Source organism: Pseudomonas sp. NPDC086112 (assembly GCF_044746425.1).
GTDB lineage: Bacteria > Pseudomonadota > Gammaproteobacteria > Pseudomonadales > Pseudomonadaceae > Aquipseudomonas.
Map to the genome: position 1 here is coordinate 83,180 of NZ_JBIVCD010000010.1, position 26,012 is coordinate 109,191.

Annotated in this window: 28 protein-coding genes and 1 pseudogene; 6 read left to right on the forward strand and 23 right to left on the reverse strand. The window is 58.7% G+C overall.

The window, feature by feature from the left end:
• On the forward strand, positions 1–608 hold a 608-nt coding region (locus tag ACIPLA_RS09985; protein ID WP_401173035.1), incomplete at its 5' end, for an FAD-dependent oxidoreductase.
• Positions 609–859: 251 nt separating this feature from the next.
• Positions 860–1,927, forward strand: a complete 1,068-nt coding sequence (gene hemE, locus ACIPLA_RS09990) for a uroporphyrinogen decarboxylase (protein WP_008067641.1) — start codon at positions 860–862, stop codon at positions 1,925–1,927.
• A gap of 171 nt (positions 1,928–2,098) precedes the next feature.
• Here hemE and ACIPLA_RS09995 read toward each other — a convergent pair whose 3' ends face one another.
• Complete coding sequence (locus ACIPLA_RS09995) at positions 2,099–3,340, reverse strand: MFS transporter (protein WP_401173072.1); 1,242 nt, start codon at positions 3,338–3,340, stop codon at positions 2,099–2,101.
• A gap of 152 nt (positions 3,341–3,492) precedes the next feature.
• On the opposite strand from ACIPLA_RS09995, the gene ACIPLA_RS10000 reads away from it, so the two are divergent.
• The gene (locus ACIPLA_RS10000) at positions 3,493–4,395 is read left to right on the forward strand and encodes a LysR substrate-binding domain-containing protein (RefSeq protein WP_401173036.1); all 903 of its coding nucleotides are present in this window, start codon (positions 3,493–3,495) and stop codon (positions 4,393–4,395) included.
• A gap of 43 nt (positions 4,396–4,438) precedes the next feature.
• Here ACIPLA_RS10000 and ACIPLA_RS10005 read toward each other — a convergent pair whose 3' ends face one another.
• Positions 4,439–4,693 (reverse strand): hypothetical protein, encoded by a 255-nt coding sequence (locus tag ACIPLA_RS10005; protein ID WP_008009183.1) that lies wholly within the window; start codon positions 4,691–4,693, stop codon positions 4,439–4,441.
• Positions 4,694–4,730: 37 nt separating this feature from the next.
• Entirely contained in the window at positions 4,731–5,114 is a 384-nt protein-coding gene (locus ACIPLA_RS10010) for a DUF6124 family protein (RefSeq protein ID WP_401173037.1), read from the reverse strand.
• A gap of 396 nt (positions 5,115–5,510) precedes the next feature.
• Between ACIPLA_RS10010 and ACIPLA_RS10015 the strand changes: the two genes are divergently transcribed.
• Both ACIPLA_RS10015 and ACIPLA_RS10020 read left to right on the forward strand, forming a co-directional pair.
• Positions 5,511–6,107, forward strand: a complete 597-nt coding sequence (locus ACIPLA_RS10015; protein ID WP_401173038.1) for a helix-turn-helix transcriptional regulator — start codon at positions 5,511–5,513, stop codon at positions 6,105–6,107.
• Positions 6,100–6,970: pseudogene (locus ACIPLA_RS10020) on the forward strand (queuosine precursor transporter). The gene ACIPLA_RS10015 and the pseudogene ACIPLA_RS10020 overlap by 8 nt, the downstream one beginning before the upstream one ends.
• A 48-nt stretch (positions 6,971–7,018) precedes the next feature.
• Here ACIPLA_RS10020 and queC read toward each other — a convergent pair.
• The 5 genes from queC to ACIPLA_RS10045 all read right to left on the reverse strand — a co-directional run bounded on the left by queC (position 7,019) and on the right by ACIPLA_RS10045 (position 10,546).
• On the reverse strand, positions 7,019–7,708 hold the full coding sequence (gene queC, locus ACIPLA_RS10025; RefSeq protein WP_401173039.1) for a 7-cyano-7-deazaguanine synthase QueC: 690 nt from the start codon (positions 7,706–7,708) through the stop codon (positions 7,019–7,021).
• Positions 7,709–8,240: 532 nt separating this feature from the next.
• Complete coding sequence (locus ACIPLA_RS10030; protein ID WP_401173040.1) at positions 8,241–8,519, reverse strand: DUF6953 family protein; 279 nt, start codon at positions 8,517–8,519, stop codon at positions 8,241–8,243.
• Positions 8,519–8,860, reverse strand: coding sequence for a (2Fe-2S) ferredoxin domain-containing protein (locus ACIPLA_RS10035; RefSeq protein WP_401173041.1), 342 nt, complete (start codon positions 8,858–8,860; stop codon positions 8,519–8,521). Before ACIPLA_RS10035 ends, ACIPLA_RS10030 begins: the two co-directional genes overlap by 1 nt.
• A gap of 19 nt (positions 8,861–8,879) precedes the next feature.
• A complete protein-coding gene (locus ACIPLA_RS10040; protein WP_401173042.1) occupies positions 8,880–9,776 on the reverse strand; it encodes a DMT family transporter in 897 nt (298 codons plus the stop codon).
• Positions 9,776–10,546, reverse strand: a complete 771-nt coding sequence (locus ACIPLA_RS10045; protein WP_401173043.1) for an iron-containing redox enzyme family protein — start codon at positions 10,544–10,546, stop codon at positions 9,776–9,778. Before ACIPLA_RS10045 ends, ACIPLA_RS10040 begins: the two co-directional genes overlap by 1 nt.
• A 131-nt stretch (positions 10,547–10,677) precedes the next feature.
• Here ACIPLA_RS10045 and ACIPLA_RS10050 point away from each other — a divergent pair, with 131 nt between their 5' ends.
• Positions 10,678–11,592: a LysR family transcriptional regulator gene (locus ACIPLA_RS10050; RefSeq protein ID WP_401173044.1), complete on the forward strand. Its 915-nt coding sequence runs from the start codon at positions 10,678–10,680 to the stop codon at positions 11,590–11,592.
• A gap of 36 nt (positions 11,593–11,628) precedes the next feature.
• Here the strand turns inward: ACIPLA_RS10050 and ACIPLA_RS10055 are convergent, their stop codons facing one another.
• The 15 genes from ACIPLA_RS10055 to ACIPLA_RS10125 form a co-directional block, all read right to left on the reverse strand.
• Positions 11,629–12,072, reverse strand: coding sequence for an excinuclease (locus ACIPLA_RS10055; RefSeq protein WP_218397057.1), 444 nt, complete (start codon positions 12,070–12,072; stop codon positions 11,629–11,631).
• Between the two features lie 29 nt (positions 12,073–12,101).
• Positions 12,102–13,328, reverse strand: a complete 1,227-nt coding sequence (locus ACIPLA_RS10060; RefSeq protein ID WP_401173045.1) for a beta-ketoacyl-ACP synthase — start codon at positions 13,326–13,328, stop codon at positions 12,102–12,104.
• Positions 13,328–14,056, reverse strand: a complete 729-nt coding sequence (gene fabG / locus ACIPLA_RS10065) for a 3-oxoacyl-ACP reductase FabG (RefSeq protein WP_192346773.1) — start codon at positions 14,054–14,056, stop codon at positions 13,328–13,330. Before fabG ends, ACIPLA_RS10060 begins: the two co-directional genes overlap by 1 nt.
• The gene (locus ACIPLA_RS10070; RefSeq protein ID WP_123499920.1) at positions 14,056–14,514 is read right to left on the reverse strand and encodes a hotdog family protein; all 459 of its coding nucleotides are present in this window, start codon (positions 14,512–14,514) and stop codon (positions 14,056–14,058) included. The genes fabG and ACIPLA_RS10070 overlap by 1 nt, the downstream gene beginning before the upstream one ends.
• Complete coding sequence (locus ACIPLA_RS10075) at positions 14,511–15,707, reverse strand: beta-ketoacyl-[acyl-carrier-protein] synthase family protein (protein WP_401173046.1); 1,197 nt, start codon at positions 15,705–15,707, stop codon at positions 14,511–14,513. Before ACIPLA_RS10075 ends, ACIPLA_RS10070 begins: the two co-directional genes overlap by 4 nt.
• Positions 15,704–16,186, reverse strand: coding sequence for a hypothetical protein (locus ACIPLA_RS10080; RefSeq protein WP_401173047.1), 483 nt, complete (start codon positions 16,184–16,186; stop codon positions 15,704–15,706). The genes ACIPLA_RS10075 and ACIPLA_RS10080 overlap by 4 nt, the downstream gene beginning before the upstream one ends.
• Positions 16,186–16,911: a class I SAM-dependent methyltransferase gene (locus ACIPLA_RS10085; RefSeq protein ID WP_123499914.1), complete on the reverse strand. Its 726-nt coding sequence runs from the start codon at positions 16,909–16,911 to the stop codon at positions 16,186–16,188. The genes ACIPLA_RS10080 and ACIPLA_RS10085 overlap by 1 nt, the downstream gene beginning before the upstream one ends.
• A complete protein-coding gene (locus ACIPLA_RS10090) occupies positions 16,908–18,155 on the reverse strand; it encodes an NAD(P)/FAD-dependent oxidoreductase (protein WP_401173048.1) in 1,248 nt (415 codons plus the stop codon). Before ACIPLA_RS10090 ends, ACIPLA_RS10085 begins: the two co-directional genes overlap by 4 nt.
• Positions 18,142–19,302, reverse strand: a complete 1,161-nt coding sequence (locus ACIPLA_RS10095) for a sodium:proton antiporter (protein ID WP_401173049.1) — start codon at positions 19,300–19,302, stop codon at positions 18,142–18,144. The genes ACIPLA_RS10090 and ACIPLA_RS10095 overlap by 14 nt, the downstream gene beginning before the upstream one ends.
• Positions 19,299–21,638, reverse strand: a complete 2,340-nt coding sequence (locus tag ACIPLA_RS10100) for an MMPL family transporter (RefSeq protein WP_401173050.1) — start codon at positions 21,636–21,638, stop codon at positions 19,299–19,301. Before ACIPLA_RS10100 ends, ACIPLA_RS10095 begins: the two co-directional genes overlap by 4 nt.
• Complete coding sequence (locus tag ACIPLA_RS10105) at positions 21,622–22,200, reverse strand: outer membrane lipoprotein carrier protein LolA (protein WP_401173073.1); 579 nt, start codon at positions 22,198–22,200, stop codon at positions 21,622–21,624. The genes ACIPLA_RS10100 and ACIPLA_RS10105 overlap by 17 nt, the downstream gene beginning before the upstream one ends.
• A 143-nt stretch (positions 22,201–22,343) precedes the next feature.
• Positions 22,344–22,769 (reverse strand): thioesterase family protein, encoded by a 426-nt coding sequence (locus ACIPLA_RS10110; protein ID WP_218397074.1) that lies wholly within the window; start codon positions 22,767–22,769, stop codon positions 22,344–22,346.
• The gene (hutH, locus tag ACIPLA_RS10115) at positions 22,762–24,306 is read right to left on the reverse strand and encodes a histidine ammonia-lyase (RefSeq protein ID WP_401173051.1); all 1,545 of its coding nucleotides are present in this window, start codon (positions 24,304–24,306) and stop codon (positions 22,762–22,764) included. The genes ACIPLA_RS10110 and hutH overlap by 8 nt, the downstream gene beginning before the upstream one ends.
• Positions 24,287–25,234: a glycosyl transferase gene (locus tag ACIPLA_RS10120; protein ID WP_401173052.1), complete on the reverse strand. Its 948-nt coding sequence runs from the start codon at positions 25,232–25,234 to the stop codon at positions 24,287–24,289. The genes hutH and ACIPLA_RS10120 overlap by 20 nt, the downstream gene beginning before the upstream one ends.
• Positions 25,231–25,965 (reverse strand): glycosyltransferase family 2 protein, encoded by a 735-nt coding sequence (locus tag ACIPLA_RS10125; RefSeq protein WP_401173053.1) that lies wholly within the window; start codon positions 25,963–25,965, stop codon positions 25,231–25,233. Before ACIPLA_RS10125 ends, ACIPLA_RS10120 begins: the two co-directional genes overlap by 4 nt.
• Between the last annotated feature and the right edge of the window lie 47 nt (positions 25,966–26,012).

The following is a 26,012-nucleotide window of genomic DNA, read 5'->3' on the forward strand; positions in this document are numbered from 1 at the left end:
TCAACCGCAACCTGGGCTTTGAAAAGTCGCCGGAAGATTTCGTCGACATGAAAGGCAAGAAGGTCGTGGTACTGGGTGGCGGCGACACGGCGATGGACTGCAACCGCACTTCGATCCGCCAGGGCGCCAAAGCGGTGACCTGTGCCTATCGTCGTGACGAAGCGAACATGCCGGGCTCGCGCAAAGAGGTGAAGAACGCCAAGGAAGAAGGCGTGAAATTCCTCTACAACCGCCAGCCGATCGCGATCGTCGGTGAAGACCGTGTCGAAGGCGTGAAAGTGGTCGAGACCCGTCTCGGCGAACCGGACGCCCGTGGCCGTCGTAGCCCCGAGCCGATCCCGGGTTCCGAAGAGATCATCCCGGCCGACGCCGTGGTCATCGCATTCGGTTTCCGTCCAAGCCCGGCGTCGTGGTTCGAGCAGCTCAGCATCCAGACCGACAGCCAGGGCCGCGTCGTGGCGCCGGAACAAGGCCAGTACAAACACCAGACCAGCAACCCGAAAATCTTCGCCGGTGGCGACATGGTGCGCGGTTCCGACCTGGTGGTAACGGCGATCTTCGAAGGCCGCAATGCCGCTGAAGGGATCCTGGATTACTTGGGGGTCTGATCACTTTCCAAAACTGGAATGCGATCAAATGTGGGAGCGGGCTTGCTCGCGAAGGCGGTGTAACAGTCAATATTGATGTCGACTGACTCACCGCATTCGCGAGCAAGCCCGCTCCCACAGTCGTTTTGTGGTGTTGCGAAGACAGTGTTCCACCGCGACAAATTGACCCGATAGACAAAAGGAGCGGCTCTTGCCGTGCCTTTTGCGCCCGGCTCTGAGAAAATGCCCGCACTTTTTTTCCGGATGCCGACATGACTGCCCTGAAGAACGACCGTTTCCTTCGCGCCCTGCTCAAGCAACCCGTAGACGTCACCCCTGTGTGGATGATGCGTCAGGCCGGTCGCTACCTGCCTGAATACCGCGCCAGCCGTGCCAAGGCCGGTGACTTCATGAGCCTGTGCATGAACCCGGCGTTCGCTTGCGAAGTCACGATGCAGCCGCTCGACCGCTATCCGCAACTGGACGCGGCGATCCTGTTCTCCGACATCCTCACCATCCCGGATGCCATGGGCCAGGGCCTGTACTTCGAGACCGGTGAAGGTCCGCGCTTCAAGAAAGTCATCAGCACCCTGGCCGACATCGAAGCCCTGCCGATTCCTGATCCGCACAAAGACCTCGGCTACGTCATGGATGCGGTCAGCACCATCCGTCGCGAACTGAACGGCCGCGTGCCCCTCATCGGCTTCTCCGGCAGCCCATGGACGTTGGCGACCTACATGGTCGAAGGCGGCTCGTCGAAAGACTTCCGCAAGACCAAAGCCATGCTCTACGACAACCCGCAAGCCATGCATTTGCTGCTGGATAAGCTCGCACAGTCGGTCACTTCGTACCTCAACGGCCAGATCATGGCCGGCGCGCAAGCGGTGCAGATCTTCGACACCTGGGGCGGTAACCTCTCCGCAGCGGCTTACCAGGAATTCTCCCTGGCCTACATGCGCAAAATCGTCAGCGGCCTGATCCGCGAGCACGAAGGCCGCAAAGTTCCGGTCATCCTGTTCACCAAGAACGGTGGCCTGTGGCTGGAAAGCATCGCTGACGCTGGCGCGGATGCGCTGGGCCTGGACTGGACCTGCGACATTGGTGAAGCCCGCCAGCGCGTCGGCAACAAAGTCGCCCTGCAAGGCAACATGGACCCGACCGTGCTCTACGCCAAGCCAGAAGCCATCCGCGCCGAAGTTGGTCGCATTCTCGCCAGCTACGGCAAGGGCAGCGGCCACGTGTTCAACCTCGGTCATGGCATCACCCCGGAAGTTGACCCAGAACATGCTGGCGCCTTCCTGCGCGCGGTGCATGAACTGTCGGCGCAGTATCACGAGTGATCGTGGCCCAATAAAAAACGCCCGGCTTTGCCGGGCGTTTTTGTATGAGACATCAGGTAGTACTCGGTCAATGTGGGAGCGGGCTTGCTCGCGAAAGCGGTTGAACATTCAACATCGATGTCGACTGATCCACCGCTTTCGCGAGCAAGCCCGCTCCCACAAGGTTTTGTGTCAAGCCTTCACATCGCCCAACGGCGGCAACTTCGCCAGCTTCAATGCCACCAACAGCGCAATCACCAACAACCCGCCAATAAACAACCCGGTCCCGTTCCAGCCACCCAAGTGCCAGGCCACGCCGCCCGCTGTACCCGCGATACTCGACCCGGCGTAATAGCTGAACAGGTACAGCGACGACGCCTGTCCTCTGGCCTTGATCGCTCGGCGACCAATCCAGCTACTGGCCACTGAATGCGCGCCGAAGAAGCCAAAGGTGAAGATCAGCATGCCAATGATCACCACCGGCAACGGCGTGAGCATGGTCAGGGCGAGGCCAGCGATCATCAGCACGATGGTTGCCCAGAGCACTTTGCGCCGGCCGAGCTGGTCGGCCAGGGCGCCGATTTTTGCCGAGCTGTAGATGCCCGACAGGTACACCACTGAGAGCAGCCCGACGAACGCCTGGTCCATATGGTACGGCTCGGCCAGCAAGCGATAGCCGATGTAGTTGAACAGCGTGACGAACGCGCCCATCAGCACGAACGCCTCAAGGAACAGCAGTGGTAGGCCGGCATCGCGAAAGTGCATGGTGAAGCCGTCGAGCAGGCTGCGCGGATGCAACGAGCGGGCGCGGAAGTTGCGCGACTCGGGAAGAATCTTCCAGAACACCGCTGCGGCAATCAGCGCCAGGCCACCGATGACCAGCATCGCCGTGTGCCAGCTGACGAAGTCGATCAATACCCCGACGATCAACCGCCCACACATGCCGCCAATAGCGTTGCCTCCGATGTACAAGCCCATGGCCAGGCCAAGGTGCTGCGGATGGATTTCTTCGCTCAGGTAAGTCATCGCCACCGCCGCCAGACCGCTCAACGACAGGCCCACCAGTGCCCGCATCACCAGTACGCCTTGCCAGCTCGGGATCATTGCGCTGGCCATGGTGCAGAGCGCGGCGGCGAACAGCGCGGCGACCATCACCGGTTTACGCCCGATGCGATCAGAGATGGGGCCGGTGATCAGCAAGCCGATGGCGAGCATGCCGGTGGCGACCGACAGGATCAGGCTGCTCTGGGCTGCGTTGATGGAAAATTCGCGGGACAGCAGCGGCATCATCGGCTGCACGCAATACAGCAGGGCGAAGGTCGCGAAGCCGCCCGAGAACAACGCCAGCACCGTGCGCATGAACAGCGGCGTGCCTTTTTCGATGTAGATCTCGCTTCGCTCGGCGACGACATCATCCAGCGCAGTGGGCGGAATTTCATGGGCGAGTGGGGCGACAGCAGTTTTCACTTCGAACCTCGGAGGGCGCAGCCCGGTCAGGCAATGGAAAAATCATATAGCCGGCTAATGTTTCTATCCAATATATTGTTCGACCTGTTTGATAGGTTTAGCGACCTAATGGAGTTCACATGGAATTGCGTCACCTGCGCTACTTCATTGCCGTCGCCGAAGAATTGCATTTCGGCCGCGCCGCCCAAGTGCTGGGCATCTCGCAACCGCCGCTGAGCCAGCAGATTCAGGCGCTGGAGCAGGAGGTCGGCGCGCGGCTTTTCGAGCGTACCAATCGTCGGGTCGAGCTCAGTGAGGCGGGGCGGTTGTTTCTGGAAGAGGCGCGGTTGGTGCTGGCTCAGGTCGACAAAGCGGCCGATGTTGCACGGCGGGCACAACTCGGTGAACTGGGTGAGTTGAAGATCGGCTTCACTTCGTCGGCACCGTTCAACTCGACCATTCCCCAAGCGATTTTCTCGTTTCGCCAGCGCTTCCCGGCAGTGCACCTGAACCTGCGGGAAATGAGCAGCACCCAAGTGGCCGATGCACTGGTTGATGAGTCGATCGAAGTCGGCATCATGCGGCCGCTTGGGCTGCCGGAGTCGCTCAGCGTGGTGGAACTGATGCGCGAGCCACTGGTGGCGGTGCTTAGCTCCAAGCATCCGCTGGTGAATGGCAGCGAAGAAGGTTTATTCCTCTCGGCGCTAGCCCTCGAACCATTCGTATTTTTCCCACGCAGCTATGGCAGTGGTCTGTACGCACAATTGCTCAGCCTGGCCCGTGATGCCGGCTTCAGCCCGCACTTCGCGCAAGAGGCTGGCGAGGCGATGACCATCATCGGGCTGGTGGCGGCAGGTTTGGGGGTGTCGGTACTGCCGGCGTCGTATCAGCGGATGCGTATTGATGGCGTGGTCTACCGCCCGTTGCTGGATCCGGAAGCGGTGTCGGCAGTGTGGCTGGTGCAGCGCAAGGATCAGAAGTCGCCGATGGCCAAGGCGTTTGTGGAGTTGTTGACGCGTAAGGTTGAGCCTCTGAAGCCGTAATTACGGGTGACCCCAGTGAGGTCACCCGTTTTTTTCCCAGGCACTACACCGAGACCTGCACCTGCAATCGTCGCCCGATGACATCCATCAAATCGCAACCATCGCGCAGTGACGTCACCAATACCCGTGCCAGCTCGCTGTAAACGCCCTCGCTAAACGCGAAACTTTCCAGCAGTTGGGTCGCGGTACGAATGCGGTAGGCCGCGGTTTCGTGCAACACGTCCAGTGGTGCTTCGGTGTCGATCACCAACGATGCGATGGTGCAGTCGATGCCGGTGATAGGCATGTATCGATCCATGACAAAAAACCTCCATTTGATAACAGAACGGGACTACTCAGCGTGGGCTGTTTGACGGAGCCTCAGGCAACCCTCCGGGCAAGTCCAGGTTGTCTAGCGCTCGATTAACCAATAACTCGGCCAGTACGGCCAACTGCTGAATGGCCAGTGCCACATTGCGGCGCGAGCTTTCCAGTTCGCCGGCGAGATCGGTGGTCATGACATTCAGCGAGGCAAGGGTTTCGCAGGCGTGACAGAGCAAAGATTCCGTGTCGGCCTTCGGGACGATGGTGAAGAGGTGACTGACAGGGTCGGGTTGGCCCGGATTGCGCAGACGGGCGCTGACGCGGCGTTCGGTGATTTGGGAGAGCTTGGATAAATCGACGGTGTCGTCGGTTGATGGATTTTGCGAATCCGAGGGGGTAGGGGGGATCTTTTTCATATTGGAATTCCCTTCAAGATTTAAGAAACCACTGAGCCCATGCACAAGCCAAGTTTGGTTGTCGGCGTACAAAGGGGAGTGGAGCGGTAGATTTATTACCAGAAAATTCTATTTAATTAATCAAATAAATGAACATCTGCGCAATTAAATGATTCATTTCTTGTCAGGTGAATTTTGTAGGGTGGTGCTGTAAGAAATATATGTGGGAAGTTTCGTTGTGCGTGGTGACAGATATCAACGGTGAGTTTGTCTTGGTGCTGAGGGTGAAATATTATCTAATGATTGTTTAGGGTTTTTGTGATATTGATTTTGTATAAGGCCTAATTCTGTAGGATGCTGGGTTCATAGCGAAACGCCAGCGTAGTGCTGAAGGCATGAGTACATGGTAAATATTTAATGCATAAGAAAGAAAAAACAGAAAATTTAAAAAATAATATTAAGTATCTGATAAGAAGTCGCGGAGAAACACAGCTGTCCTTGTGTAATTCCAGTGGGCTGACCCGGACTACGATATATAACATACTGGAAGGGAGGGTGGTGAATGTTCAACGATCTACAATTCGCAAGATTTCTGATTTTTTTGGTGTGTCCTACAAAGAGATAGAGACAGTAAATTTTGAAGAAAAGGAAATAATTGAGAGTGACGTTTCGCTGCTGGGGAATATGAATCCGGCGGCTGTTCCGGTGGTTAAAGAGAATCTGTTGATTAAGAGTCTGGAAAAAAGAATCGGTGAGCTGGCTGCCACTTACCCGCTTACTTACTATTTCGGATCAGCCTGCAACGTAATCGGTGTCTTATTAGAAAAAGATATTCCGGGTTTTTATGAGTCAGGAGATTTGTTGATAGTAAAGAAAGGTTTGTCGAACAGTGTCAGGGAGAAGTTGGTGTATGAAAAGAGAACGGGAATTTTATATATAGTTAGTGGTGCGTGTTTTGATTCTGATGTTTTTTGTATTGTAGGGGACGTACTGGAGCAACGATTCAATGGATGACGCTGCTGAGAATAGTAAGTACAAGCTTCTTGGGTTTGAGAGCAACAAGAGTCTCGCTGTAATCATGGTGATCTCTACAGGGAAAATTCTTCGAGTAAAACTGAACGAGCTGTTGAAAAGCGAGATATTAGACAATTTGAGCAAGGTCGAGATTAAGGATGTTTACAGGAAATTTTATTCCGGTGGGGCGGCATTAACTGCATACGAAGTCAATGATCGTCATGAGCGATCTTGGCTGACTTATGTTGTACTCAATCTTTTGCTTTTCGCGCTTTACATTTTTTCAAATGTAGCTGCCACGAAGCTTGTTTATCTTGAGCGATTTGATGTGGTCGTCACTCCTGGGGTTTTTCTATACCCGCTAACATTTTTAATAGTCGATCTGCTAAATGAGTCTTATGGGTTTAAGCTAGCGAAGAAGGCCATACTATTTGCTTTTTCAAGTAATGCGTTAATTATTGTGTTGCTTAGCACTACTAGCTATCTACCTGGACTGCCAGGTTGGAAACTTGATGCTCCGTTTAGCGAGGTCATGACTCATGTATCTTCAGTTTTGATCGCTTCGTCTATTTCATTTTTTTTCTGAGTACTTCAATTCTTATTTGTTATGCAAGATAAAAGAACTCACAAATTCCAGGTTTCTATTTCTTCGAGTGTTTTTAAGTACCTTTTTTGCTGTGATAGTAGATAGCTTTATTTTTTGCACTGTTGCGTTTTATGGGACGATGCAGAGTAATGAGATACTAGACATAATTTATATTCAGATAGCTATAAAGATGTGCTTTGCTGTTTTTAATATTTTGCCTGCCTATGGGGCAAGGCACTTATTTAAAAAATATGTGGCTGCGGTTTCGACGGCATAACGGAAAATGAAGGGGAACTAATAGCTCCCCTTGTAGCGTACTTCTTCTTTAGATTTTTGCTTTTAGACTGGTCATCGTTTCTATTTTGTTTTTCATGAACCCATCTAATCCGTTTGCGCGAAGTTTGCACGCATCACATTGGGTGCAACCACTTCCCTTTATACCGTTGTAACACGACAGGGTATGGTGGCGAATTAAGTCTAGCTGTTTGTAGTGGTCGGCCAGCGCCCAGGTTTCTGCCTTGTTTAACCACATAAGTGGGGTTTCAATTCGTAATTTATAGTCCATCCCCAATTCAACGGCTTTGTTCATAGCCTTGATGAATTCATCCCTGCAATCCGGATAGCCTGAAAAGTCGGTTTCACAAACGCCTGTGATTACAGCCTCGGCACCCACTTGATAGGCATAAATAGAAGCAAGCGTTAAAAACAGAATATTCCGGCCAGGTACGAAAGTGTTTGGCAGGCTCTCCCCTGAGCTGGCAGAAATTGGTACTGGGATGTTGTCGCGGGTAAGGCTGCTGATCGCTAACTCATTTAATAATGAAGTGTCGAAAACCTTGTGAACTGTCACGCCAAGCTTTGCCGAAAGCTGTTGCGCCACTTCAATTTCTGCGCGATGGCGCTGTCCATAGTCGAACGTTATGCAGTGTATTTCATCATAAGTTTGCAATGCGTGGATCAAGCAGGTTGTTGAATCTTGGCCACCACTAAAAACGATCACCGCTTTTCTATTCATGTTTTTCATCCTTGGAATACCCTGACATGTCGCTGGGGTATCGACCCTATCGCGAAACTTAAGGTCTCGCTGTGGGACGTTTCCGAAATGAGGTGCTCCGCTTTCCTTTGTTTCATTTCTTTGCTGGAGTGGAGGTGTGGAGAGTCCGTTTTCGTGGATTTATATTTGAAAAAAGGGCGCCTCGAAAGGCGCCCTTCGTCATTGTGGCGAGGGAGCTTGCTCCCGCTTGAGTGCGTAGCGCTCACAAAATCTTCAGTGACGTCAGGATTTGGGGGCCGCTGCGCAGCCCTGCGCGAGCAAGCTCGCTCGCCACAGGACGAGCGCTTCGGCTCGTCCTCCTCAATAGGTTGGCATTGAACTCAAGGTCTTACTGAACCTTCGCCAGATTCCCTTTCGACGCAACCCCGGCCATGGTTGCGTCGGAGTGGCTGGCAATCAAGATCAAAAGATCGCAGCCTTCGGCAACTCCTACAGGGGGCGGGGGTTGGCAGGGGCATGAATCCCGCAGCATGGTATCCATCGGGATTTCATGTCAGCGGCTCACGCGTATGCCTGCCGGATCTTGTGCGGTTCTTTGCCTCCATAGTTGAAAACTTCGGCTCCATACCACGTACTCAGCAGTCAGTGCTTTGAAGGCTTCGAGGATCGGCTTGTTCACGGCCCAGTTGCCGTGGCGATTTTGGTACACGTGAACTTCGCCGAACATCAGACGGATCTCCCGCGCGGCAAAGGCTTGCGATAGATAGTCTTGTTTATGGTATTCGGCCAACATCCATTGGGCGATGCGCATGTCTTCATCTGTCCAAGTCATTATGTGGATTCCCGCTTAAGCCCCTTGGGACACAATTGCTTATCGGGACGGAAGAGGTGTTGATTGAGAATGCGTTCAACCTCTTGCGGCGTCTTGCACGAGAACCACAGATTAGCTGGGTAAATCACCATGATCGGGCCGTGGTCGCAGCGGCCCAGGCAGCCCGATGCGTTGGCGCGCGATGTTCCAGGCTCCCCCATTTTGGCGAGCTTGCGTTTTGCTGCGCTGAGTAGTTCATGTGCGCCGGAGCCCGAGCAACTACGGCGACCATCGGGGCGCAAGTTGGTGCAGATCAGCACATGGTGTTCATAGGCCAGAGTCGGATTTTCTGTGTCATTCATAGATGGTCACGACCTCTATTCAAACTTTGTCGGCGGGAACCGCAACTTTCGATGGTTCCAGATTGAGGGCGAGTACGCTCGTCAGCACCGTGACCGTTCCGACGATGACCATGGTTGAAGGGCGTTCACTCAGAACCAACGAGGCCATCAACATGGCTGTGGGCGGTATCAGGTAAAGCGAAATGGATGCGCGGCTCACGTTGCTATGCGCCAGTACATATGCCCAGGCGAGGTACGCAAGGGCGCTGGGGAAAATGCCCAGAATGAGCACCGCCAAGTTGACTGAAGTTGAGGCGTTTTGCGCTTCGCTCCACAGGCCCGGGACATACACAAGGAGCAGTACCGTGCCCGACCAAATGGTGTAACACACCATCGTCAGCCCGTCATAACGATGGGAGTGGTGTTTTTGCAAGGCGAAATACAGACTCCAGGACAACGCCGCCAGCAGGATCAGCAGCCCGTGCGCGTCCAGTTCACCAAAGCCACGGTCCCCGGTGACTACCACAGCGGCACCGAATAGGCCGCACAGCACACAGATCCATTGCCAGCCGTTGACCCGATCCTTGAACACGAAATGCGCCAATAACGTGCTGAACAGCGGCGTGGATTGTGCCAGTACGCTGGCGGCCCCGGCGCTAACGCCTTGTTGGCCGTAGTTGAGAGCTATGTGATGCAGGCTGACGGCAAAGAATCCCAGCACAGCCAGCAGTGGCAGGTCCTTAAGGCGAGGCAGGGAAATACGCATCACCAATGCGACCCCGGCCATGAACGTTGAGGCGATGAGAAATCGCACCAGCGCGAGATGACCGGGCTCGTAAGCCTTTAGCCCGATGTGGATTCCAATGGGGGAATAGGCCCAGCAAAGGATGACAAAAAACGCCGCTAAAGCGATTTTTACGCCAGGCCTTGTATTCATCAAGACGTCATCCTGGACGCAACACGATTTTGCACGCTGGGCATGGCATGGGCTATACCGTTCCAGTACTGCTCGGTGATGTCCAGGAAACGGTTGAACGACGCGCTGACTTCCTCTATGTGCTGGTCGGTGGTGCATTCCTGGGTCGCGGCTTTCACGGCCTGGATCTTGTGTTCTTTTTCCGCATCCCCGATGTGGATGTAGAAATACTCGCAGTGCTCATGAAAGTCGTCGTTATTGACGTACAGATGTTTATAGTTGCGTGCCCCTTCATACAAGCGGGTGAGCATCGAATAGGCCAGCCACTCTTGAGCCAACAACGTGCCGAGCACATGGCGCGGATTGTTGTTGTGGCCACCGTCGGTATAAAGACTCAATTGTTCGCGACTAAACGTGCAGGTGCTGTCCAGCACAGGCAGGGCCATGAGTTCGTCCATGCTGTAAGGCCGATCAGCGAGACGGCTGAGAAGGTCGATCAGATAACTTTCCAGCAAGGCGAGGTGGGCTTTTTCCGGATTGCCGTAGCCCATCTCGGAGTACAGGTTTTTGACGATTTCGACCTGAGCGTATAGGTCGTCAGTGCCCATAAATGACAGAGCAACCATACGAGAGGTCTGCGTGGTACGGGCCAGATAATTTCGAGCAAACACCTCAACGTCAGCGAGGGGAAGGGAGCCACCCATCCATCGTTGGTAGAATGCGTTATCCAATGCTTTATGGGTGAACACACTTTCGGCGAGGGACTGGATTTTTCGTTCAACTAACTCCATAGAAACTCCTGCTCATCGAGGGATATGAAGGGCTACGGCGTCAGTGCAACGCGCGCTAATTGAAGTATCAAAAACACACGGCCTCACTACAAGTGACTTAAACTGATCCATCCATTCACTCTGGGTGAGCCATGGAATTGTCCCAACTGCGCATGTTCAAGACGGTTTACGATCTTGGCAGCATCGCGCGCGCCGCCGAGTTGCTGCACTGCGTACCGTCCAATATCACCGCACGGCTCAAGTCCCTGGAGCGGGAGCTCGGCACGCCGCTGTTTTTCCGCGACGGCCGAGGGTTGCGAATCACGCCTGCTGGAGAGGTATTTCTTGATTACGCGACGAAAATCCTGGGTTTGGCCGATGAGGCTCGGCGCGCGGTAGCGCCCACCAATACGCCTGGCGGTCCTCTGCGCATTGGCGCCATTGAATCTAGTGCTACGGGACGGCTGCCCCGGTTATTGGCCAAGTACCATGAGCTGTACCCGCAGGTATCGCTGGAGTTGAGCACCGGCACTTGGGCTCAACTGCTGGACGATACTCAGCATCACCGACTTGATGGGGTGATCGTGGCAGTGAACATTGAACACCCCGGCCTCAAGCGTGCAGTGATCTACCGTGAAGATTTAATCCTCATCGCGTCCGCGTCCCATGGGCCTTTACGCAAGGCGGCAGATCTGCAAGGTAAGGAAATATTCATATGGCCACCGGGCTGTCCGTACCGCTTCGCGCTAGAGCAGTGGCTATTGCGCCATGGACAGGTGCTGCCGATCGTCAGCATCGCAAGCTATGGCGCCATAGTTGGCTGTGTCAGTGCGGGTGCTGGCGTTTCGCTGGTACCTCGCGGGATCTATGAGCAATACCGTCACAGTGCAGGGTGGCAAGGATACGAATTCCCGGAACTGACGAGTATCGACAACCTGTTTTACTGGCATGAAAACTCAGGTCGACATCCCGCTCGGGAGGCGTTCTTGGCGCTACTGCAGACAGAGTTCGAGGGCGCAACGGCGTTGGAAGGGGAGCCCCGTGCACCTCAGGTAGAACCAGACTGAACCAGGCTTCACCAGCACACAGGTACGTGTCTTGAGTTACTGAACCTTCGCCAAATCCCCTTTCAGCGCAACGCCCGCCATGAGCGCCCCAGCGTGGCACTCATAGGTCTTGGCATCCTTGCGCTCATTTTTCTTGTAGAAGCTGACGATGTTGGTCACGGCGTTGGCACCGGCGTTCTTCGCGGCCTGGTGCAGGCTGATGATTGCCGATTGCGCGACCCATTCGCAGGCCACTTCGTCAGACTTGTTGAAGGCGTTGGTTTTCTTGTTGGTTACGGCGCCGGTGCTGAGGACGGTGACGTTGCCAGTCGGTGTATTGCCTGCCAGGTAGAACTTCACGCTGCCATCGATTTTGCCGGCGCGGGTGGCTTCGGCGACTGCTTTGTCAAAAGGCAGATACACCGCGGTGTCACGGGCCTGGCTGATGCTCGGCAATGCGCAGATCAGCAGGGTGGCGGCAGCGAGTTTCTTGAAGTGCATGAAGGTCTCCTTGACCCTGAGTTATTCGATTACGACCAGCGGCGGAAAATCAACGAGGTGTTGACCCCACCAAAAGCGAAATTGTTGTTCATCACGTACTCATTGCTCATCTGCCGGAATTCACCGCGCAGGTAGTCGAGCTTGCCGCACTGGGGATCGACCTCGTCGAGGTTGAAGGTGTGCACATACACATCGCGGTTCATCATTTCGATGCTGAACCAGGACTCCAGCGCGCCGCAGGCTCCCAGGGTGTGGCCGAGGAAACTCTTCTGCGAACTGATTGGCATGTGTTCGCCGAACAACGCACTGGTGGCCAGTGTTTCGGCAATGTCGCCCTGTTCTGTAGCGGTGCCGTGACCGTTCACGTAGCCGATGTCGGAAGGCTGCAGCCCGGCGTCTTCCAGCGCCAGCTCCATGGCCCGGCGCATGGTGAGCTGCTCCGGACGGGTGGCGTGCTGGCCGTCGGCGTTGCTGCCGAAACCGACGATCTCGGCATGGATATGTGCGCCGCGTGCCAGGGCGTGTTCGAGCTCTTCGAGCACCAGCATGCCGCCGCCTTCACCGATCACCAGGCCATCGCGGCCGGTGTCGTAGGGGCGAGGGCTGGTTTGCGGGGCGTCGTTTTTCAGGCTGGTGGCGTAGAGCGCATCGAACACCATGGCTTCGGTCGGGCACAGCTCTTCGGCGCCGCCGGCGAGCATCAGCGGCAGGCGGCCGAACTTGATCGATTCATAGGCATAACCGATGCCCTGGCTGCCGCTGGTGCAGGCGCTGGAGGTGGGGATCAGCCTGCCGGTGAGGCCGAAGAAGATGCTGACATTGGCCGCTGTGGTGTGCGGCATCATCCGCACGTAGGAGTTGGCGTTCAAGCCTTCGGCCACCGAGTTGAGCAGCATGTTGCCGAACGCCTTGATCTCGTCGGTGCTGCCGGTGGACGAACCGCAGGAGACGCCCATGCGCCCGTCCTTGATCGACTCGTCACCCAGCAGCCCGGCGTCCGCCAACGCTTGCTCAGCAGCACCAACAGCGAGCCGCGAGACGCGGCCCATGCTGCGCAGTTGTTTGCGGGTCCAGTGGCCCGGCACTTTGAAGTCATCGATCGGCCCGGCCAGGCGCGTGCTGAGTTCGGTAAAACGATCCCACTCGTCCATGCGGCGGATGCCGCTGCGATTGGCGGCGAAGTTGCCGGCGATGGTGTCCCAGTCGCTGCCCAGTGAGGTGATGCCGGCCATGCCGGTGACGACGACGCGCTTCATCAGCACAGGCCTCCATTGACGGCCAGAACCTGCCGGGTGATGTACGACGCTTCCGCCGACATCAGGAAATTAACTGCACCGGCTACTTCTTCAGGGGTGCCCATGCGTTGTGCGGGGATCATTTTCATCAGTTCTTCCACCGGCACATTTTCATCGAGCATCGCCGTGTCGATCAGGCCGGGTGCGACACAGTTGACGGTAATTTTGCGCTTGCCCAGTTCGATCGCCAACGCCTTGGCTGCGCCGATCAAACCGGCCTTGGACGCGCTGTAATTGACTTGCCCGCGATTGCCGATCAGGCCGGAAACAGAGGTGATGCAGACAATCCGCCCGGCGGCGCGACGACGGATCATCGGCATCATTACTGGGTGCAGCACATTGTAGAAACCGTCGAGGTTGGTGCGCATCACCAGATCCCAATCCTCCTCGCTCAGGGCCGGAAAAGCACCGTCGCGGGTCAGGCCGGCGTTGAGTACCACGCCATAATAGGCGCCGTGGGTTTCGACATCGGCTTCGAGAATAGCTTTGCAACGGGCACGGTCGGACACGTCAAATTGCAGGATGCGCGCGTTGCGGCCCAGAGCCTCGACTTCGGCCTTGACGGCTTCGGCGTCCGCAAGGCCGCTGCGGCAGTGCAGCACGATGTCATGCCCGGCCCGGGCCAGACGCAACGCGATAGCGCGGCCAATACCACGGCTGGAGCCGGTGACCAGTACGGATTCAGTCATCACTCGACTCCTTGGGGTTCTTGAAGATAGTGCGCGGCCTGAGGCGGGCGAAACACGTTCAGCCGGGCGGTGGCGTGGATGCCGGGGGCGGTGAGGTGGCATTCGAACACACCCATGCCGTTGTCGTCTTCCAGCGAGCGTATTCCATGGATGGTCAACTCGGTACCGGCGGGGAAGTGTTCCACATTGCATTCGAATTTACGGGTGCCGAGCAGGAAACCCAACTCCACCGCATTGCCTTTCTGGCGCGCATGGCAGCCGGCGTACGCGGCGACGCTCTGGGCCATCAGCTCGATACCGACCCAGGCCGGCAGGCTGCCGTCGGGGCGATTGAACAGGCCGCCGGGTTTGACGGTGAGTCGGGTGTGAATCTGCTCGTCATCGAACGACAGGATCTGCTCGATGAGGATCATGTCGCCGGCATGCGGCAGCAGTTCGGCGAGCGGCCAGGCAATCATGGGGCGTCTCCGATAATCAGGCTGACGTTATTGCCACCGAAGGCAAAGGAATTGCTCATCAGGTAGCGAGGTGCAATGGACGTCAGGTGGTCAGTCGGGGTCACCCAGTGCAGGGCCGGCAATTCGGGGTCGGGCTGGCCGTCCCAGACGTGGGGCGGCAGGGCGTGCTCGCGGTTGTCCACGCTCAGGCTCAACCAGCAGAACGCCGCTTCCAGGGCACCGGCAGCGCCGAGGGTATGACCGGTCATCGGTTTGGTCGATGAGCAGGGCACGCCTTGCGGGAATAGCGTCGTCACGGCCAGGCTTTCCATGGCGTCGTTGTGTTGGGTGGCGGTGCCGTGCAGGTTCAGGTAACCGATCTGCTGCGGTTGCAGGCCTGCGCGGCTCAAGGCTTTGCGCATCGCTTGCAGGGCGCCACGGCCGGTCGGTTCCGGCGCGGAAATATGGTGTGCATCGGAGCTGGCACCGCTGCCGAGCAGGGCAATCGGTTGGCGGTTGCCGGCGTTTTTGCTCATCAGAAACAGCACCGCCGCTTCGCCGATATTGATGCCATTGCGGTTGACCGAAAACGGATTGCAGCGCTGCTCGGACACCGCTTCCAGGGCCGAGAAACCGTTGAGGGTCAGCTTGCACAAACTGTCGACACCGCCGCACAACACGGCGTCGCACATGCCCAGGTCGAGCAGTCGTTGGGCGCTCATCAGCGCGCGGGCGCTGGAGGTGCAGGCGGTGGAAATCACATAGGCCGGGCCGCTCAATTGCAGCCAGTCGGCGAGAAATGTCGCCGGTGCGCCGAGTTCCTGTTGCTGATAGTCATAGTCGGCGGGGAACTGATGCTCGCGGATGTAATGGGCCAGACCGCTGCTGGCCTCGTGAATGCCCGAGGTGCTGGTGCCCAGAATGACGCCGATACGGTCGCGGCCGTAGGTCTGGATTGCTTGCTCGATGTCTTCGCGAATTTGCAGCGCAGCCTCCAGCAGCAATTGATTGTTGCGACTGCTTTGATGGGCCAGCTCAGGCGGAATCGGCGCCAGCTCACCGCGCACCGCCGCGACCGGCAGCGAGCGTTCCACGACCCAGCCGGCCTCGCTGCGCATGCCCGAGCAATCGCCGGCAAACAGGTTGCGGGCGACTTCCTGCTTGTCGCGGCCCAGGGCGCAGATCACCCCGAGGGCGTTCAGATAAGCTGTCATGGCGTGTGCTCGCCTAACGGAGTGACGCGATAGTGCGGGCCTTGGGATACGTTCAATTCAAAGCTCAGTGGTTGTGAATAGCGGATGTTCCAGCGTGGTGACAAGGATCGTTGCCCGCCATCCTGCCGGGCGGCGGGATAGTTGCGATGCAACTCGCCCGCAGGGGTCAACGCAAACAATAAGGCAGCGAACAGCTCCCGGGCTTCCGGATTGGGCGGCAGCAGGCCGTCGGCCTGCCATTGGCCATCGATCAGTTTCTGCCGTGCCACGGGAATCCCCAAAGGGTCCATCATCGACCAGCGAATGCCCGGGCCTTCACGCTGGATCACCAGCAGCCAGTCCTGACGCTGTTCGGCCATCTGCCGTTCGATGTGCAGTTGCAGCGGCAACGCCAGGTTCGGGGTTCGCTCGGGCAGCGGTGCCTGGCTGGCGCAGGCGCTCAGCAACAGGACACAACCCAGAAGCAGGAAACGGATCATCAGGCACACCCTTCAAGAGGCTTGCGCGCGACTACATTGACCAGGGTTTCTTCCCGTTGGCCAAAGGGTTTTGGCTGGCGCAAGCCGAAGCGTTCGAGCAGGCCGAAATCCTTGGCGCGACTCCACCACAAGTAAGGGTAAGACACATTCTGCGGGCCGAATTCAAAACCCTGCCGACGAATCATGTCCAGGTAACCGGCGGCGCTCTTCTGCACGTGCATCGGGTGGCGGAACAGCCAGCGAATCACCCACGTATCAATGTAAGCCTCGGTGGACTCGGCGAACAGCAAATAGCCGCCCGGTTTTAGCACCCGATAGAACTCGGCCAGGGCCCGGTCCTGCTCGACAAGGTGATGGAAGGTCTGATGACAGAACAGCAGATCGACGCTGGCGTCCGGCACGTTGATGCTCGCGCAGTCACTGCCGATCAGTTCTACATCCATGCCCTGACGAGTCGCTTCTTCACCGCTCAGGTTCAGGCTGTGAGGATCGGCATCCAGCCCGATCAGGCGTTGAGGCGCGAAGGTCTGGCGCAGGTACTGGAACGACTTGCCCTGGCCGCAACCGGCATCCAGCAATACCGGGTTGGCGGGCAATGGCGCGCTGAACAGGTCGCGCAGATCATTGATCGCCACTCGCAATACATGGTGCTGCCAGGTGTGACTGCGCAGAAACCAGAAACCGAAACGGGTTTCTTCGACGTAGTTGTCGCTCAAGTAACTCATGTCGGGTCCTGTGCGCACAGGTCCGAAATCATCCGCAGCCGACGTTTGGGTTCGCTGACGAACGGGTTGCGCTCATCCCAGGCGTAACCCGCGAGGATCGAGCTGATCATGCGGCGGATTTCCGCTGCGCCGCCCTGATAGAAAATCACATCCTGAAAGGTCCCGGCGTACCAGCCCTCGACGTAGCAACGGAAGGTGTCGACGCCGCGCTTGAGCGGTTCGGCGAACTCGGTCTGCCAGTCGACGCTTTCACCTTGCAGTTGGCGGTGCAGCACCCCGGCGGCCATGCTCGCCGACCGCATGGCGATGGTCACACCGGAAGAGAACACCGGGTCGAGAAATTCCGCCGCATTGCCCAACAGGGCGAAACCTGGGCCATGCAGAGTTTTGACGTTGGCCGAGTAGCCACCGATGGTTCGCGCGGGCGTGTCCCACACGGCATTGTTCAGCACAGCGGCCAGGCTTGGGGTTTCAGCAATGAAGCCGCGCAGGCAGTCGTCCAGATTCTCGGTGCGGCCTTTGAAGTGTTCGGCGGCTGCCACCACGCCCACCGAGCAACGGCCGTTGCTGAACGGGATGGTCCAGAACCAGATATCGCGCTGGGTCGGATGGGTGGTGATGAGGATTTTCTGCCGGTCGAAAGCCGGGCTGTCGATACAGTCTTCGACGTGGGTGAACACGGCCTGGCGCACCGGGAAATTCGACGGTGCTTCAAGGTCGAGCAAACGCGGCAGCACGCGGCCGTAGCCACTGGCATCGAGCACGAAGCCGGCTTCGACGCGGTATTGGCTACCGTCTTCGCGAAGTACGTCGAGCTGCGGTTTCGCCAGGCTGAAATCGGCGCTGACGATGGCTTCGCCATAACGGACTTCGACACCTTGCAGCTCAGCCTGATCGGCCAGCAGCTTGTCGAAGTCGGCGCGCTGGACCTGGAACGTCGTCGGCTTGCCATTGGTGAACGTGTCGCCGAAATCGAAGGTGCTGTACTGATCGCCCCAAGCGAACGCTGCGCCGTTTTTGCGCTGGAAACCAGCCGCATTGACCGCCTCGAGCATGCCGGCTTCTTCGACGAAATCCAGGCAGTGGGACAGCAGGCTTTCACCGATGGAAAACCGTGGGAAATGCTGGCGCTCGATCATCAGCACATCATGGCCTTTACGCTTGAGCAGCGCGGCGGCGATGGCGCCCGAGGGGCCGGCGCCGATCACCAGTACCTGACGACGTTCCATTTCAACTGTTGGCACGGGTGCTCCTTGCCGGGGCGGCGATGTTCAAAGGGATTCGGTGCATGCCGGCGAGCGCCGGCAGCAGGGTTGCGATCAGGCCCATCAACATCAGCGCGAAGTACAGCGCCGGGCTGATGAGCTGTTGTTGCAGCAGCAGGTTGAGAAAGACGATCTCGCTCAAGCCGCGAATATTCAGTAAAAGGCTTTCCCGCCAGCGGCTGGCACCTTCAAACGAGGCGCCAGCCCAGCCGAGGCCCAGCCAGTTGCCCAACAGTTTGCTGGCGATCGGCAACAGCAGGAGCGCGGCCAGTTGCACCCAGCCGAGGCTGGTTATCGCGCTATGCACGTTGATCTGCACGATGCCGAACGTGAGGATCAGCGGGATGGCGATCCAGGTCTGCAAACGGCTCATCCACGCCGCCGACAATGGCAGCACCAATGGCACCTTGAGCGCGGCCATGCACAGCAGATAGCCGATACCGAAAATCAGCGCATTGAGTTTGAAGTGTTCGGCGACCACCAGCAGCGCGAAGAAGCAGCCGCTGTGCAGCAACGGTTGGCGCAACCCGAGCAGGCGCAGCAACAACGGCAGACAGGCGCCGGCCAGCGGCAACAAAAGGCTACTCAGGTGCAGGCTGCCCTGGGCGAACGCGAACAGGGTCCAGCAGGTCAGGTCGATCAGGATCGCGGTTTGCACCAGACGCCGGGTGGCGGCGGGCGGGTAGTTGATGTGTCGCAGGTACAGATACAACACCGGAATTGCGGTGATGGCGAACAGCAGACCGACCGCCAGCGAACTGATCCACGGCTGTGGCGGCAACAGCCAGAACGCTGTCGCCAGCCCGCAGGCGAACGGAATACAGAAACTCGGCAGGGCGATTTTCAGGCTCTGGCGTTCCAGCCGCAGGTCGATCACGTCGCTGAGAATGTGCCCCAGCAGCAAGGCAAAGCTCAGGCTGTAGAGGTTCTTCAGCCAGCCCGGCGAGATCAGGTCGGCACCGCTCAGTTGCCAGCCCGGTTCGATCCAGAAATACATCAGCAACGGCAGGCCGAAGGTCGCCAGCAGCAACTGGCTGACGATCGGAATCAGACCGAAATGACGACCGATACGAGTGGCCACGGCGAACAACACCAGGGCCATCATCCAGAACACCGCGACCATCATGCTGCCGGCTCCGTAACTGGGGCGGCATGGACTTGGCGTCCGGCCCACGGCGCCAGGATGAAACTGAACGCCAGGCCGAGGCTCACCGACAGGCCGAAGTTGCTCACCGCTGGCGTGCTGGACACCGCCAACAGGCCAAACGACAGCCAAGTGGTCACCGCTGCCAGCAAGGTGCCCAGCAGACTCGCCGCGGCGCCGCCGATCTGTTCGCGCATGAGGATCGCGTAATCGACGCTGATCGCCGTCACCAGCAACAGGCCGAACAAGCTGAACAATGTCAGCGGCTGACCGAGCCAACCGAGGCTTGCCAGGCTGCACAGGGCCGCCAGCAGCGGCAGGGAGACGATTCGCAGCGCGCCACCGAAACCGAATGGCAGGATCAGCACCAGCACGATCAACACGCAGGAGGCGAGTTTCAATTCAGCGGCGCTGATTTGAGTGGCGGCGAAAACCTGGTTCAGTTCGCCGAGGCGATCCACCAGTTCCACACCCGGCAAGTCCAGCGCCTGAACCCGCAACAGCGTGGGATTGTTCAAGCCTTGCAGGCTGACCATCGCCGCCACGCCGTCATCGGTCGGCCCCAGCCACAGGGTGCGGTAGGGCTCGGCCAATGGGCCGGCCAGCGCTGTGTCGATGTCTTCGGTGGGCAGCGCCTGCAACGTTGCCAACTCAGCCTGCAACGCGGCGGCCGGCACGCCGAGGTCGAGCAACGGTTGCCAGAACTGCGGCAGCTTGTTCAGTGCTTCACGCACTTTGCGCTGTTCGCTTGGCTGGCTGACCAGTTGATTGAGCGATAGATAGCCCTGAAGTTTTTCCAGATTGACCAGTTGATCCAGACGCTCGCTCAGTGCCGTCAGGCGTTCAAGCAACGCCTGCTGATTGGCCGCGCGCACCAGGAAAAACTGGCTGGTAGGTTGATAGCCGGTGATGCGTGCGATGGTCTGGGCTTCGTCAGTCAGTTGCTGCGGTGTGCCGACCCATTGGCGGATATCGTTTTTGCTCTGCAACTGCAACAGACCGCCGACACAGAAGGCGATCAGCAGTGCCAGCAGGACCGGCGTGCGCAAGTATTTCAGCAGCGATTCTCGCAGCTCCAGCAACTTCTCGGCGATGCGCATCGGCCACTGTGCTGGCCGCAGATCCACGCCCTTGAGAAGCGCCGGCAACAGGCACACTGCCGACAGGTAGGCGCCAAGCAGGCCGGCGGCGGAGAACACGGCAATTTGGGTCAGGGCCGGGAACGGCGTCCAGGCCAGGGCCAGGTAGCCGATGCAACTGGTGATCAGGCTCAGGGTCAGCCCCGGCAGGGTCAGGCGTAACGCCGGCCAGCTATGCCAGGGTTTCAGGCTCCAGCTTTTCGAGAGGTAATGCAGCGGGTAATCCACCGCCACGCCGATCAGGCTTGAGCCCAGCACCAGCGTCATCACATGCATGTGGCCGAACAGCGCCACGCAGGCCACCGCACCGAACAGCATGCCCACCAGCACCGGGACGAATGCCAACAACACCCGCCAGCGCCGGAAGGCCAGCAACAGCAGCAACAGAATCCCGACCGTGGCGCCGCCGCCGACCCAGGTCATTTCGCGCGCGGCTTGCCGTTGACCGCTGGCGGCATACAGCAAGCCACTGGCGGCGAGCAGTTGCACATCTGCTTGGGCGGCTTCTTCGCGACTGTGTTGGAGCAGGTCAGCCACTTGCAGCGGCAGGTTCATATCGAACGCGTTGCCGGCGGTTCGCGCCCGCAGCATCACCCAACTCTTACCGTCGGCATCGGCAACCAGCGTACCGCTGCCGATGTCCAGTTGCACCGAGCCGTGTTGTGGCTGGCTGTTCTGGATGCGCCCGGTCAGGCCGAGCCAGTCGTCCTGGCTCGGCACCAGGCTGAAGCCGGTGAACGGGTCGAACAGGGCTTGTACCCGTTGCTGGATAAAGGCGTCAGGGTGTTCAATGAGTTGCTGCCGGTCGGCCGCGGACAGCATCGCCAGTCGGCCTTGCAGCAATTGGCTGCGCAATGCGGGCAAGTCGGCTTGCAGGGTCCACTGGACCTTTTCGAAGACGCCGCTGGCCTGCCATTGCTCGCCGAGTTTTTGCGCCATGGCGATGGCTTGCTGGCGGTCTTTATGGCCGACCAGTACCAGCATTTCCCGGTTCAGCGGTTCTTGCATGCGTTGTTCGGCGCGCAGTTCCAGCGCGTCCGGCGCGGTGCCTGGTACCAGTTCCATCAGGTTGGCCGACAGCGGTGCACCGTCACGCCATTGCCAGCCGGCGAGCGCGAGCACCGCCAGCAGCAGGATCAGAAACAGCCGCGGCAGCATCCGTTCACTCGGCAAAGTCATGTTGCTCCGCATCGCTCAATGGTTGTGCGCTGGTGCTGTCCTGCATGCGCAACAGGGTTCGGTCTCCCTGGGTTTCGAGCAGCTCGATGCTATGCACCAGCTCGCCGCCGTCAATGTTGATCTGATTGAACACCTGCTTGAGCAGCATCGAGCGCGGGGTCAGGGTCAGCTCCCAGCGCTGTGCATCGCCGCTCAGCGAAAGCTCGAAATCCCGTTGCAGGCCGCTGCTGTCGCCTTGCAGCACCGCGAGGAACAAGCGGTTCTGTTCGGCGCCGGCACTCTTGTTCGGCAGCATTTGCCAGCCGCTGGCATCACGCCGGGCAATGCCTTTGTCGCTGATGCGGTAGTCCTGTTGCAGCGGGGTTTTCAGCAGCCAGAGCAGGCCATGGTTTTTTGCCAGAACGAAGGTGCCCTTGCTGGTCAGCGGCTGGGGCAGGGCGCGCAGGTGTTTTTCCTGGACAAAGCTGCCGTGGATCACATCGGGTTTGGCCAGTTGATCGCTGAGCTGTTGCAGATCGAAGGCCTGCGCCAGCGAAGTAAAACTCAGCGCCACCACAAACATGTAGCAGCTGCCGAGCCCGCGAGGCTGCGTCCGGCGGCGAAGCCGTCGTAAAACCTGCGCATGCGGTGCTTCAGGGAAATCGCAGGGCGACTGCTGCGCAGCCGAACGCAGGCTTCGCCAGCTGCTACAAAGGGAGCGCAGGTTCATGGCAGCATCCTTTCAACCGCATCGGTGAACACTTTCGGTGACGCCAGCTGCATTTCGCGGCTGCTCATGTCGACGGCGACCTGCACGGAACAGGCGCGGGTCAGGCGTTCGCCGGTGGCCAGATCGCTGATCAGGTAATTGATCTTCAGGCGGTTTTCCCACTCCACCAGGCTGGCGCGCACATTCAGCTTCTGGCCGAACACCGCGCCGCGCACATAGCGCAGCTGCAAGTCGATCACCGGCCACGCGTAACCCGACGCCACCATGGCGTCGTAGTTGTGGCCGATCTTGTCCAGCAGCGCACAGCGGGCGACTTCCAGGTATTTGACGTAATGGCCGTGCCAGACCACGTTCATGGTGTCGACGTCAAAGAACGGTACGAGGATTTCCGTGTCGGTGTGTAGCACTCCCTTGCTACGCATGCAGCCTCCAGTGTTGTTCGGCGATGCGCTGCAGGCACAGGCGCAATTCGCCTTCCAACGCACGGTCTTCGATGACCGGCGGGAAGTCCTTGGCCAACTCTTCGTGCATCGCGGCCAGGGCCGGTGGCAGTGGCCGCGCATCTTCAGCCTGGCCGCGTAGCCAGACGCCTTGGTTGGCGGCCAGCAGCGTGGCGGCGGCGACCTGTTCGGTCAGCTCCAGCACGCGGATGGCGTCGCGGGCAGAGATGGTGCCCATGCTGACCTTGTCCTGGTTGTGGCACTCGGTGGAGCGCGAGAAGACGCTGGCCGGCATGGTGTTTTTCAGGGCTTCGGCGGTCCAGGCGCTGGTGCCGATCTGCACGGCCTTGAAGCCGTGATTGAGCATCGCGCGGTCGGCGCTGGCGCCAGACAGGTTGCTCGGCAAGCCATGGTTGTAACGCTCGTCCACCAGCAGCGCGAGCTGGCGGTCGAGCAAGTCGGCGACGTTCGCCACCAGGGTTTTCAGACTGTCCATGGCGAAGGCAATGTGGCCGCCGTAGAAGTGCCCGCCGTGCAGCACGCGTTCGGCTTCGGCGTCGATGATCGGGTTGTCGTTGGCGCTGTTGAGTTCGATCTCGATGAACGAGCGCAGCCAGTTCAGGCTGTCGGCCAATACACCGAGCACGTGCGGCGCACAACGCAGGGAATAGCGGTCTTGCAGGCGATGCAGTGGCGCGGTCGGCGCATCGATCGCCAGATCCTTGCGCAACCACGCAGCGACTTGCATCTGCCCTGGATGGGGTTTGGCGGCGAACAGACGCTCGTCGAAGTGCTCCGGGTTGCCCTGCAACGCGACTACGTTCAGCGCGGTAATGCGCGTGGCCAGTTGCAACAGGTAATCGGCGCGGGCGTAAGCCAGGCAAGCGAGGCCGGTCATCACGGCGGTGCCGTTCATCAGCGCCAGCGCTTCTTTGGGGCGCAATACCAGCGGTTCCCAGCCCAGTTCGCTGTGCACATCGGCGGCTTGTCGACGCTCACCACGGAACATCACTTCGCGCTCGCCGGACAAGGTCGCGGCAACGTAGGACAGCGGTGTCAGATCACCGCTGGCGCCCACCGAACCTTCTTCCGGAATCAGCGGGAGAATGTCGTGTTCGAGGAAGGCTTGCAGGCGCTCCAGCAGTTCCACGCGTACCCCGGAAACGCCTTGGCAAAGCGATTGCAAACGCGCCGCCAGCACCGCACGGGTGGCTTGGGCGTCGAGCAGTTTGCCCAGGCCGCAACCGTGGAAGGTATACAGATGACGGGGCAGGGCTTCGACGTGGTGCAGCGGCACCGCCACCACACAGGAATCGCCATAACCGGTGGTCACGCCATAGATCACGCCTTCCTTGTCCAACAGGGAGTCAAGGAATTGCGGGCCCTTGGCGATGCGCTGGCGAAACTCGGGGTCGCCCTGCAACTGCGTCGGCACCTGACGGTTGGCCAGGGCCAACACGTGTTCGATGCGCAAAGGGAGTTCGCCGAAGGTTACTGGCTCAAGCGTTGGCGTCGTCATCGGTCTTCCAGAAAGGGTAAAAGTTGAACCATTGTTGGGGGGCTTCGAGGCAATAGTGACCCAGGCGTTCGGCGTAGCGGGAGGCCCACTGATGAATGACCTGTTCGCGGTCGCTGCGTTTCCACACGATGGCGTCGGCGAACGGTTCGAGGGTCAGTCGATAGTCGCCAGTGGGTTTCTTCAGGCACAGCATCAGGTTGATCGGGCATTTAAGAAGTCCGGCCAATAGCCAGGGGCCCTGGGGAAATGCTGCCGGATGGCCGAGAAAATCCACCGTCACGCTGCGCCCGCCATGCAATGGCACGCGGTCGCCGGCAATCGCCAGCCATTCGCCGCGCTCCAGGCGTTCATGCAATTGCAGCATGATCACCGGGTCCAGCTCGCTGACCTGGATCAGCCGCAGATTGGTCGCTCCGGCTTCACCCAGCAGACGGTTGAATTGTTCGGCGTGCTTGGTGTGCACCAGCACGTTCATGGTGACTTTCTCACCGATTTCGGCCAGCGCCCGGCAGACTTCGAGATTGCCCAAGTGCGCGCCTACCAGCATTTGCCCGCGTGTGCCGCGCAGTTTATTGCGCAGCAGCGCCGGGTCGATGATTTCGATTTGATCGATGCTCAGCTTGCCGTTCCACACATCGAGTTTGTCGAGCATGGAATCGGCGAAGGCCATGAACTGGCCAAACACCCGCCAATGGGTCGGGCGCAATTCGCTACGACCGCTCCAGTCGGCAAGCCGCTGCTGGTATTGCCAGGCGCTTTGGCGGGCGCTGCGTCCGAACAGGAAAAAGTACAGCACGATGCCGTACAGCAGCGGGCTCAGCAGTCGGCGACCCAAGACTTTTGCGCAAAGGGCAGTGAACTTCATCAACCAGAAGCTGCCGCGCTCCTGGCGGTCGGCCCAGTGCTGTTTATCTGCGTTGTCGCTCATGCTCGCCACCGTCGCCAGAGGATCACTGGTGCCCGCAGCAACATGCCGAAGAACAGCCGGGTGTGCATGCTCGAAATCAGTACGTTGTCGTGGAACAGACGGAAATGCGAGACGCCATCCAGAGGGTAATGAACCCTGGTTTTCAGCCACTGCATCGGCTGATTGCGCCAGGCCAGGCGCACCAGGATGTCGGAGTCGAAGTCCATGCGCTTGCCGATCCTGGCCGAGTCGATCAGTGCCAGGGTCGGTGGCAATGGGTAAACACGGAAGCCGCACATGGAGTCGCGAATCTGCAATGACAGGGTGTTGATCCAGACCATCACATGGGTCAGGTAGCGGGCGTATAAACGGCCCTTCGGCACGCTGGCGTCGTATTGCGGATAACCGCAAATCACCGCGTCGGGGTGGGCGCGTGAATGTTCGATGAAGACTTTAACGTCTTGCAGGTCGTGCTGGCCGTCGGCGTCCACCTGCAAGGCGTGGCTGAAGCCCAGGCGCGAAGCTTCGCGCAAGCCGGTCATCACCGCGCCGCCCTTGCCTTGATTGACGGTGAGCCTGATCAGGTAAACCCGGTCCCGCCGGGCCAGTTGGTCAAGCACCTTGGCGCAGGCAGGACTGCTGGCATCGTCCACCAGAATGCAGGGCAGGCCGCTGGCAAGCAGCGCATCGACCACGGCGGTGATTGCGGTTTCGTGGTTATAGACCGGGATTACGGCACAGGGGTTATGCATGATGGCTCATTCCCTCGCTCGTGTAGCAGCTGCCGAAGGCTGCGTTC